The 9,794-nt window shown below is 64.5% G+C and carries 13 protein-coding genes and 1 pseudogene; 5 read left to right on the top strand and 9 right to left on the bottom strand.

Features of this window, described 5'->3' with window-relative positions; all coding sequences use genetic code 11:
• The 4 genes and pseudogenes from D769_RS06430 to parA all read right to left on the bottom strand — a co-directional run.
• Positions 1-312: pseudogene (locus D769_RS06430) on the bottom strand (S26 family signal peptidase); the annotation flags it as partial.
• Entirely contained in the window at positions 309-842 is a 534-nt protein-coding gene (locus tag D769_RS06425) for a DUF2840 domain-containing protein (protein ID WP_008643239.1), read from the bottom strand. The gene D769_RS06425 and the pseudogene D769_RS06430, both read right to left, overlap by 4 nt.
• Entirely contained in the window at positions 839-1,123 is a 285-nt protein-coding gene (locus D769_RS06420) for a hypothetical protein (protein WP_008643237.1), read from the bottom strand. Before D769_RS06420 ends, D769_RS06425 begins: the two co-directional genes overlap by 4 nt.
• Complete coding sequence (gene parA, locus D769_RS06415; RefSeq protein ID WP_008643233.1) at positions 1,120-1,758, bottom strand: ParA family partition ATPase; 639 nt, start codon at positions 1,756-1,758, stop codon at positions 1,120-1,122. Before parA ends, D769_RS06420 begins: the two co-directional genes overlap by 4 nt.
• 176 nt (positions 1,759-1,934) lie before the next feature.
• Between parA and D769_RS06410 the strand changes: the two genes are divergently transcribed.
• Both D769_RS06410 and D769_RS06405 read left to right on the top strand, forming a co-directional pair.
• Positions 1,935-2,897, top strand: a complete 963-nt coding sequence (locus D769_RS06410) for an IS5 family transposase (protein ID WP_008643232.1) — start codon at positions 1,935-1,937, stop codon at positions 2,895-2,897.
• 186 nt (positions 2,898-3,083) lie between these two features.
• Positions 3,084-3,353 (top strand): hypothetical protein, encoded by a 270-nt coding sequence (locus D769_RS06405; RefSeq protein ID WP_008643230.1) that lies wholly within the window; start codon positions 3,084-3,086, stop codon positions 3,351-3,353.
• Between the two features lie 110 nt (positions 3,354-3,463).
• Here D769_RS06405 and D769_RS06400 read toward each other — a convergent pair whose 3' ends face one another.
• From D769_RS06400 to D769_RS06380, 5 genes are all read right to left on the bottom strand, one after another.
• Positions 3,464-3,673 (bottom strand): hypothetical protein, encoded by a 210-nt coding sequence (locus D769_RS06400; RefSeq protein ID WP_008643223.1) that lies wholly within the window; start codon positions 3,671-3,673, stop codon positions 3,464-3,466.
• 62 nt (positions 3,674-3,735) lie between these two features.
• Positions 3,736-5,793 carry a ParB/RepB/Spo0J family partition protein gene (locus D769_RS06395; protein WP_008643221.1) on the bottom strand — a complete coding sequence of 686 codons (2,058 nt, stop codon included), beginning with the start codon at positions 5,791-5,793 and terminating at the stop codon, positions 3,736-3,738.
• 80 nt (positions 5,794-5,873) lie between these two features.
• The gene (locus D769_RS06390; RefSeq protein WP_008643219.1) at positions 5,874-6,701 is read right to left on the bottom strand and encodes a DUF932 domain-containing protein; all 828 of its coding nucleotides are present in this window, start codon (positions 6,699-6,701) and stop codon (positions 5,874-5,876) included.
• 703 nt (positions 6,702-7,404) lie between these two features.
• On the bottom strand, positions 7,405-7,662 hold the full coding sequence (locus D769_RS06385) for a hypothetical protein (RefSeq protein WP_225525367.1): 258 nt from the start codon (positions 7,660-7,662) through the stop codon (positions 7,405-7,407).
• A gap of 86 nt (positions 7,663-7,748) precedes the next feature.
• Complete coding sequence (locus D769_RS06380) at positions 7,749-8,099, bottom strand: DUF2958 domain-containing protein (protein ID WP_008643214.1); 351 nt, start codon at positions 8,097-8,099, stop codon at positions 7,749-7,751.
• 369 nt (positions 8,100-8,468) lie between these two features.
• Here D769_RS06380 and D769_RS06375 point away from each other — a divergent pair, with 369 nt between their 5' ends.
• From D769_RS06375 to D769_RS06365, 3 genes are read left to right on the top strand one after another with little or no spacing between them, the layout of a single operon-like run.
• Entirely contained in the window at positions 8,469-8,798 is a 330-nt protein-coding gene (locus tag D769_RS06375; RefSeq protein ID WP_008643211.1) for a helix-turn-helix domain-containing protein, read from the top strand.
• A gap of 12 nt (positions 8,799-8,810) precedes the next feature.
• Positions 8,811-9,257, top strand: a complete 447-nt coding sequence (locus D769_RS06370; protein WP_008643210.1) for an ArsI/CadI family heavy metal resistance metalloenzyme — start codon at positions 8,811-8,813, stop codon at positions 9,255-9,257.
• 11 nt (positions 9,258-9,268) lie between these two features.
• Complete coding sequence (locus D769_RS06365) at positions 9,269-9,766, top strand: arsenate reductase ArsC (protein ID WP_008643209.1); 498 nt, start codon at positions 9,269-9,271, stop codon at positions 9,764-9,766.
• Positions 9,767-9,794: the final 28 nt, after the last annotated feature.

Below are 9,794 nucleotides of genomic sequence, written 5' to 3'. Positions count from 1 at the left end.
CGCCGGCAGGTAGCCGCGCTGCGCGGCCAGCGCGGCGGCGTCTGGCGGCAGCGTGGTCAGGACGATGCTGCCCACGGACAAAGGACGTGGCAGCGAGGCAGTGCCGTGGCCCAGCGGATCGACGCGATACCAGCCGACCGCCACGCTGTCGGACGGGTTGTAGATCAGGCGCGGCAGCGGATGCACGAAGGACGCCCAGGCCAGCGCAGCGAGGCCGCAGGCGGACAGGCCCGCCAGCACGAGGCGAGCGCGCAAACGTGCGCGGGGCGAGCGAGGATGCGGCGCGGTGCCGGCAGTGGAAACGGCGGTCATGGCAATGCCCTCCCGATGAGCCAGGCGGCGTGCCGCTCCGCGGTGTATTCGGGCAACGGCAGGCGCGCGGCGAGGCGGTTAGCGAGCGTGCGCCAGTACGCGGGCGAGGCGCCGACAGGCGCGATGCCCAGCGCCTCGATGGCGTCGATGCGCTCCAGCACGGCGCGCACCTGGTTCTCGCCCTCGGCGTGCAGCAGCAGGCGTGCGCCGGGCTGCACGCCGGGGATGCGCTGCGCCGCATCGAGCGGCGTACAAGCCTGCATCACCATGAGCTGCCAGCGAACGGTGCCATAGTCGTTGGCCTGCCAGCGGATGCGGCAGAACATGGCGCCCGGCAGGAACACCGCGCAGCGCCGCCAGCGGTCGAGCTGGTGCGTGCGCGCAGGTTCACCGAAGCGCAGGTAGAGCTTGAAGCGCGGTTCGATGTAGGCCAGCGCCACGCGCGTCAGCGGCGCGCTGGCAGGCTGGCCGGAAGGTGCTGCGAGCGCAGCCGTAGCCGCGCCAGCGGCAGGCGAAGCGGATGCGGTCATGGCGTGTTCTCCCTGCGGTGTTCTGGAAACTCCCGCTCCAGCAGGCCGCGCAGCAGATCAGCCACGGTCACGCCTTGCGTGAAGGCCGACACCTTGATGCGCGCCCGCATGGCGGGCGTGATGTCGAGAGTGAGGCGAGCCGTGTAGAGGTCGCCCTTGCCCAGCGCATCGGCGTCGCCCTGGCGAATCCATGCTTCTGCGTGCGGATTCGCGGGCGGACGCGCGCCGATGCCGACGCGCTTGGCCGAGCGTTTGCTGTTCGGTGGCGGCTTCGCTGTCATGTCGGCCACCGCAACAGTTCGTCAACCAGCGCGGTGATTTCGCGGGCGGCGGCGCTGTCCGGCGCCGTCTCGCGTGCAAGCCGGCCAGCGGCCACGCTGTCGGCGAACACGATGCGCTGATGCACTTCCGAGCGCAGCGCAGGAAGCGGTTGATCGGCCAGCGCCTGGCGCGCTTCGCGCCCGATCACGGTGGTACTGACGCGCCGATTGATGACGAAGGCCGCGCGCAGCGCAGGCCGGAACACCTGCGCTTCGCGGATCAGCGCCACCATCTCGGCGCTGGCCCACAGGTCATACGGACTGGGCTGCACGGGAATCAGCACGCGCTCGGCCGCCAGCAGCGCGGAACGCGCCAATGCGGCGATGCGCGGCGGGCCGTCGATGATGACGTGATCGGCGCGGCGGGCCAGCTCCGGCGCTTCCTGATGCAGCGTCTCGCGGGCGAGGCCCACGGTGCTGAACAGCCGGGGCAAGCCCTGCTGGCTTCTGCGCTGCGTCCAGTCCAGTGAGGAACCCTGCGGGTCGGCATCCAGCAGGATGACGTGCAGACCGCGCATCGCCAGTTCGCCCGCGATGTGCGTGGCGAGCGTGGTCTTGCCGACGCCGCCTTTCTGATTGAGAAGCGCGAAGATCATGACGCGGCCTCCCATGCTGGAAAGCCGGGATTCGCCTGCCCTGCAAAACGCTGTTCGCTGTGCCGTTTGGCGGTTGTCCACCGAAACGGTGCGCTTCTACTAAAAGTTAGGGAAATCCTGCAAAACCCTCCGCAATGTTTGGTACATGTCAGCATGCAATGGCATCCTCACAGGCCATGAAGCAAAGCAGCCTTGATCTGAACCTGAGTACCAAGAAGACCCGCAAGCAGGAACTGCTTGCCCAGATGGATCTGGTGGTTCCCTGGGCTGCGTTGGTCGAGCTCATCACCCCGTATTACCCCGAAGGCAAGAACGGCCGCCCACCCTTTGCTCTGGAGGCCATGCTGCGCGTTCACTGCATGCAGCAGTGGTTCACCCTGTCGGATCTGGCGATGGAAGAAGCCTTCTTTGACACCCCGATCTACCGGGAGTTTGCCGGGCTTGATGCACATGGCCGAATGCCCGATGAGAGCACCATCCTGAGGTTTCGCCACCGGCTGGAGAAACACAGGCTGGCCGATCAGATTCTGGCCACCGTCAACGACCTGTTGGCAGCCCAGGGCTTGCTGCTCAAGGCAGGCACTGCGGTGGATGCCACCTTGATTGCAGCGCCCAGCTCCACCAAGAACAAAGACAGAAAGCGCGATCCAGAGATGCATTCGAGCCAAAAGGGCAACGAGTGGCACTTTGGCATGAAGGCCCACATTGGCGTGGACGCGGACTCAGGGCTGGTGCACACCGTCATTGGCACCTCGGGCAACGTGGCCGACGTCACTGAAGGCAACAGCTTGCTCCATGGTGAGGAAACGGATGCCTTTGGGGATGCTGGCTACCAAGGCGCACACAAGCGCCCGGATGCCAGGAAGGATGTCACCTGGCATGTGGCGATGCGCCCAGGCAAGCGCAAAGAGCTGGACAAGGAAAACAACCCCATAGACGCACTCATAGACCAGGTGGAGAAGATCAAGGCCAGCATCCGGGCCAAGGTGGAGCATCCCTTTCGGGTGATCAAGCGGCAGTTTGGATACACGAAGGTGCGCTACCGAGGTTTGAAGAAGAACACGCTGCAGCTCAAGACGCTGTTTGCGCTGTCCAATCTGTGGATGGTGCGCCACCAATTGCTGGGGGTGCAGGGATGAGTGCGCCTGCAAACAGCCGTGCAGCCGCAGCGGCTGCACAAGTGGCCCCCACAAGGGGCACCAAACAAGGCGGAACCGCTGGAAAGACGGTCTCCATTGCGCCAGATGAAAAACTCAGTCTCGTAGCACGCGCGAAACCGAGTTGTTCAGGACATCCCTAAGAGAAATGCGAGGATTTATAACGCATTGGCCGACCTGATGGTGATTGTCAATCTTTCAGAGTTGGCGGGCATAAGCAGAGGAATGAAAATGCGAATTCATTTCGCAACAATCGACAAACCTCTCCATGGATTTGTTCAGGAATTCGGACTGCTTGGTGTTACAAAGAGCCGTTTAGCCCTAGTCAATGACAGCACAATCACCCTTGGATTCAATATGTCGCTTTTCCCAAAGCTAACCGGCAACGAGGCAGAAGAGTTCAAGGAATGGTTCAACACCAAGAAGCAAAAAACATGAACATAAGGTTTAAGCCTTGACCTTGAACACCGGGCGCGGCTACTGCCGCGCCCGGATTTGCTTTTCACCGCGCCCAGGACGGAACGGCCTGGGCGCGGTGCTGATCGCGGTTATTCCTTCGTCTCGATGAGCCACCACACGGCACGCGGCAAGACGCGGCCCGTGATGGGATGAATGTCGGTGAGGTCGGCGCAGGCCGTCCAGCCCAAGGGCGGACGGTAGCCGCGCACGTCGCCATCGCCGTGCCAGCGGCGGGCGCGTACCGTGCCGGGGGCGTAGATCGCAGCCATACGCGGGCGGCTGATGGTGGTGCGGGTCATGGGGGTGTCTCCTTCCAGCGAAGCGCCCCGGTTGAGGCCGGGGCGCATGCCTTCGGCGCGGATCAAGCGGCCAGCGCCTCGGCAGGTTCATCCGCTATTGCCTCGGCATCCTCCGGGGCGTCCTGCTCCGGGCCTGCCTCCTGCGCGGCATCCTGCGGGCCTGCGGCCTTGAAGATGGCGGGCATCCAGCCGGTGCCATCGGCCAGCCGTTCGGCCTCGCTGGCAATGTCGGCCTTCTTCAACTTCGCCAGCCGGGTGACGTGCTGCGGCGCGTACTCGCCCACGGCATCCAGAATCACGGCCTTCGGAACGTGCTTGAAATAGCCTTCTGCGGTCGGCTGCCACCATGCGGCCATGTCGAGGCCCACGGCCTGCGCCAATTCCTCGCCGGGTTGCTGCACCGTGGTGCGGGGCGTCACCACGTCCACCGTGGAAGCCACGCATACGGCCAGCAGCCGCACCAGTTCGTCTTGCGGCTTCGCCAGCAGCGCGGCGAACAGTTCGGCGCTGTCCTCCGGCAAGGCTTCGCCCGCCACCTGTTGCAGTTCGCGCAGTGCCACGGCGGCGGGCGATTCCGGCCAGTCCGGGGCCATGCCTTCCAGCCGGTCTTGCACTTTCAAGCTCATGCCCAGCGGCAGGTCGTGGCCGTAGTGGCTGCCCTGCAAGATGGTCTGCACCATGCCATGCACCACGGCAGCCAGCGCGGCTTGCGGGTGCCGGGCGACTTCGATTTGCAGCGCGGCGGTGCGGTGGGCGCTCAACCGCTGCGCCAGCCGGTCAGACATGGCGGCGATCTTGGGCTGTTCGTCGTCCTCGCCTTCGTCGTCGTTTCCGGCTTCGCCTTCGCCGCCGAAACCCTGCCGCAAGCGTTCCAGCGTGCGCAGCGCCTTGGCTTCGGCCTCACGCATCAAACCGCGATGAATCACGGTTTCGCCGTTGCGGTCGATGGTGACGATAGCCCCGGCTGCGGCCTTCACGTTCGGACTGTAGTCCTGCAAGCCATCTTCCAGCGCCTGCAATTGCTCGCCCACGGCTTCGCCTTCCTCTTGCAGCGCGTCGGCCTTGTCCTCGTCCTCGGCGTCCAGCGCGGCATCCACTGCTTCGGCCAGTTCGTGCAGCTTGGCTTGCAGCTTCTCGATACGTTGGGCCTCGCGCTTGATTGGCTCGCGTCGCTCCCTGGGCGCACGCTGGAAGGCGTGCAGGTCGGAATGGGTCATTCCCGGCGTGGCATCCACCCATGCCCAACCTTCGGCGCGAACATTGGCGGCAATGCCTGCCAGCCGGTCTTGCACCAACCGTTCCAGCAACGCGGCATCGGTCAGATACACGCCCGCGTCACCTTCCGCGAACAGGTCACGGCGAATCCCGCCGCCTGCGGCTTCGTAGCTGTCCAGCCCGACAAAGCGCACCAACGGATGCCGGTAGGCGTCGATTTCCCGTTCGGTCAGGCGCTCGCGCAAGTGCGAGGGGTGGCGCTGCCATTGCGGGGCATCGTAGAACGCCGCTTCCTGCGCAGTGTGTTCGTCAGTGATGGCAAGGGCCATCAACTGGTCAAGGCTCACGGCATCGGCGCGATAGTCGGCCATTAGGCGCGGGGAGACATTCGCCAGCTTCAAGCGGCGCTGCACCACCAGCGGCGTGACGGAAAAATCCGCTGCAATGTCCTCGATGGGCCGTCCTTCGGCCACCAGCGCCGCGAAGGCTTCAAACTGGTCTGCCGGGTGCATGGCCTCCCGCTGCACGTTCTCGGTGAGGCTGGCCGTGCGGGCGGTTCCATCGGCCACCAGCAGGCAAGGCACTTCCCATTCCTTGCTGATGCGATGCTTCTTCGCCAGCAGCTTCAAGGCGGCGAGGCGACGGCCACCGGCCACGACTTCGTAATGCTCGCCATCGGCGGATGCAATCACAATCAGGTTTTGCAGCAGGCCCACGCGCTGGATGCTCGCGGCAAGTTCGGGAATCGACATGCGCGGGGTCTTGCGCACGTTGCGGCCCGTGGGGCGCAGTACCAACCGTGACAACGGAACCAGAATCAGGTTCTTGGTCGGGTCGGCGGCTTCCAGCGGGATAGCTGCGGCGGTATTGACGGCGCGGGCTTCGGTTTGGGTGATGGCGTTCATGATGATAACTCCTTGCGGTTAGGAAATGCAGCAGCGAAAGAAGCGGTAAGGGCTGCTGCCTGCCCCTGCCGCGTGGGGAATCAGGCTTTCAACTGGCGCAGGCCATCGGCCAGCAGCCACAGGGCGCGGTTCAGGCGCACATCGGAATCAATGCCCTGCACGGGGCGGGTACGTTGGCGGCGTCCGTTGGCGCTGCGGCCATGCAATCCGCCTTTGGTCAGGTTCTCCTGCGTGCGGTTGAACACGCTCCACAAGTCCGGGCGGCGGTCGTCGAACCGGCGCGGCATCAGGATTTGCGATTCGGTGATGGGTGCGGGCTTGTCGGGGTCGTCGTACTTGAGCGACAGCGCAGCGCGGGCGAACACTTCGGCCTCGCCTTCGTCCAGCGTGATGCTGCGCATCAGGTCACGGGATTCCTTCACCCGCTCGAAGCCGCTCAACACCTCGAAAGCGCCTTCGATGACGTGCCCGGCCACGTCGCCTTTGTGGGGTACGCGCACGTCCGCCACGGTGTCGCCACACACAAGGCCATTGCTGCACACGAACCGGAACATCCCGGCCAGCATCTGATAGCTGCTGGTGCCGTCGTGCGAGTTCAGCAACACGATTTCATTGGCTTCCGCGCCGTTGATCTGGCTGGCGTGGCGCAGGCGAATCATGTGTTTGGTGTGCTCGCGGCGGCCTTCATCGCGCACGCGGGTCTGCGTCACCATAAAGGGTTGAAACCCCTCCTTGCGAAGCTCGGTCAGCACCGTGGCGGTGGGGATGTAGCTGTACCGCTCGGAACGGCTCTCATGCGGGGCATCCGCGAAGATGGACGGGGCCACCCTGCGAATCTGGTCATCGGACAGCGGGTAGTCGCTGCGCAGTGCTGGGGAATGGGAAGCGAAACGGGATGCGAGTTGCATGGTCTTTCTCCTGACGAAAAGGGTTTGCTGTTCAAACCGCACACCGGATTCCTAGATTCGGAGCCCAGCCTTTCGGTTGTTCGGTGCGGTCGGCACGAGGAACCCGGTTGGCCCTGTTGCCACCGTCTTTCCTGAGTTCATCGCCCGCGACGGTCAGGAGCACGCGAACGGGTGCCGTCAAGGAGGCAAGCGCAGGGTTGGTGCGGCCCGCAGGCGAAGCCGAGGACACGGCCCTGCGCGCCTTGACGGCGCACGGGCGCGGGCTACAGTCGCGGACAAGGTGATGAAGTCAGGGGAGACGGCTCGACAAGGCAACGGCCTTCCCTGTGTGCCGAACCGCACGGCAAGCGAAGCGCGCAGGCCCGAAGCTGGAAGCCGGGCCGGAGGCGTCAGCCGAGCGGAGCGAGGGAACGATGGAAGCCCGTCAGGGGCGAAACCCCGCAGGGGGTTCGATGCGCAGCACGACAGCGCGACCGGCCATGTTTCTTGGCCGGGGACGCCCGGATTTCAAAGCTCGATGCACAAGCTCATTCGCCAAGCATCGGGAAGCAGAGCCAGTTGTGCCGGTGATTGCTTCGGTCTGGCCGATCCCGCGTAGCCGGTTCGGCGGTCTTTGAGGGGCGCTAAGCATCGCGCGGCGGGGGTGGCCCGCAGGGCTTTCCCCTGGAGGCAAGCGCAGCGCCCCGTCAGGGGCGCGAAGGCATCACGCCGAGTCGTCAGGACACAGGCTGGATTCCGCAACCGGCATCCACGGCGAAGTCGAGTTCAGGTAGTAGCGCCTACCACGCGCATACAACCCCGAAGGCTCGGTGGGCTGGTAGAACCCGGTGACGCGGCGCCAGAACTGCACACCAAACTCGTTGGTGTAGATCACCGCGTCGCCGATCTTGAAGCACAGCGGCTGCCCGTTCTCCGGCGCGAACGGTTTGAGCGCATCGTGCTGCGCCGTGATTTCGATGATCTAGTCGTGATGGCTACTCATGGCATGGATCTCCTGCAAAGGTTGAGAAAGCACAAGGAGCGCCTTGCGGCGCTCCCAGGGCCGAGTCAGACAGCGATCCGCCCGGCCAGCCGCGCATCGCGTGCGTAGGCGCTCAACCGCTTCTCGGCGCGGAAAGACAGGTCGCGCTCGATCGGCAAGCCCAGCCCGCCGCGCACCGTCGCCAGCTCGCCCAGGCTGACCCAGCCGATTTCCGGCATCCCCAGGCCCAGGTCGCAAAGACCAAAGGCGTGGTCGTGGTCGTCGGGATCAATCTCGGTTAGCAGCCAGGTCGCGCCGCTATCCGGCGTGAACAGCTTGACCACGGGCGCCGGATCGAAGTCCGGGCTCTCCAGCGATTCGCGGCCGTTGGCCAGCAGCACGATGCGCTGCTCGTCAGTGATGAGTGCGTTGTTCATGGTGAACTCCTGAAGGGTTGCCGGGCGGAATTGCCCGACCCTTCCGTGGCACGGCGCAGCGCAAGCAGTCAGGGGTCAACGACGGCCGCCAGGACGCAAGCGCCATCGGCGCGCAGCCCTTGACGGCGAGCACGCCGTGGCACGATGAAGGGAACAGCAAGACCGCCTCCCTTGCACCTCCATATGCGTCGGTTTTAGGCGAGCAGAGCACCCAGGTCGGAGGCGCCAGGGGGCATAGCCGGATGGCCGTGATTCGACACGAAGCGCGGGACACAGCCCGCGAACCCGACGGCGGCACGCCGGGGCGCTACGAGGTTCTGTTTGCTGGTTTCTTGCGCAATGATTCAATAAATGTTGTATTATCGAACTATGAACGAAGATCAAGCTGTTTCCGCCCTCGGCGCCCTGGCCCACACCCAACGCCTGCGCGTGTTCCGCGCCCTGGTCGTCGCAGGCCCCGAGGGGCTGACGCCCAGCGTCTTGGCCGACCAGCTCGACGTGGCCCGCAACTCTCTGTCCTTCCATCTGAAGGAGCTGGCTCACGCTGGCCTCGTCACCATCGAACAGCAAGGGCGCAACCTGATCTATCGCGCTGACTTCGCGCAGATGAACAGTCTGCTTGGCTACATGACCGAGCACTGCTGCCAGGGCGGCGTATGCGAAGTCACTGAATCTCCCTCCACCTGTGCCTCCTGCTGAAAGGAACTCTCCATGAAGCGCTTCCACGTCCACCTGCACGTCGATGACTTGAACCGCAGCATCGGCTTCTATTCCCAACTATTCGCGGCGCAGCCTGCGCGCGTCGAAGGCGACTACGCGAAGTGGATGCTCGAAGACCCGCCGGTCAACTTCGCCATCTCCACGCGCGGCAGCAAGCCGGGCATCGACCACCTGGGTATCCAGACCGACGACGCCGAGGAACTGGCCGCCCTGAAACTCCGCGCACAAGCCGCCGACATGGCGTTGCTCGACGAAGGCACGACCACCTGCTGCTACGCACGCAGCGAGAAGCATTGGGTCACCGACCCGCAGGGTATTGCCTGGGAGCACTTCCACACGTTAGGCGGCATCCCGGTCTTCCATGAAGCGGCTTCAGTCACGACACCGATCACCGCACCGGCTTGCTGCACAGCAAGCCCCCGTTCTTCCTGCTGTTGAGAAAGCACACCATGACCACAGAGGCCGCATACAACGCACTGTTCATCTGCACGGGCAATTCCGCACGTTCCATCCTCGCCGAAGGCATCCTCAACAAACTGGGCCAAGGGCGCTTTCGGGCGTACTCGGCAGGTAGCCAGCCCAAGGGCGAAGTGCATCCGCTGGCGCTCGCCACGCTGGAGCGGCTGCACATGCCAACGACTGGCTACCGCAGCAAAAGCTGGGATGAGTTCGTAGCGCCGGGGGCGCCGGTGTTCGACTTCATTTTTACCGTCTGCGACAACGCCGCCGGCGAGGCTTGCCCGTTTTGGCCGGGCAAGCCGGTATCGGCTCACTGGGGCGTGCCCGATCCGGCAGCCGTCGAAGGTAGCGAAGAACAACGACTCAAAGCGTTCAAGGATGCCGCGCTGATTTTGCGCCGCCGCATCGAGCTGTTTCTCTCGCTGCCACTGCAACGCCTGGACGCCATGTCGCTGCAACGCGAGTTGCGAAACATCGGCCAAGAGTGAAGAGCGTCACTTCATCAACAACCAATTT

The sequence above is a fragment of the Cupriavidus sp. HMR-1 genome (assembly GCF_000319775.1).
GTDB classification, from domain to species: Bacteria; Pseudomonadota; Gammaproteobacteria; order Burkholderiales; family Burkholderiaceae; genus Cupriavidus; species Cupriavidus metallidurans.
The sequence above is the reverse complement of the archived record's forward strand: the minus strand, read 5'-3'. Positions and strand labels throughout refer to the sequence as shown.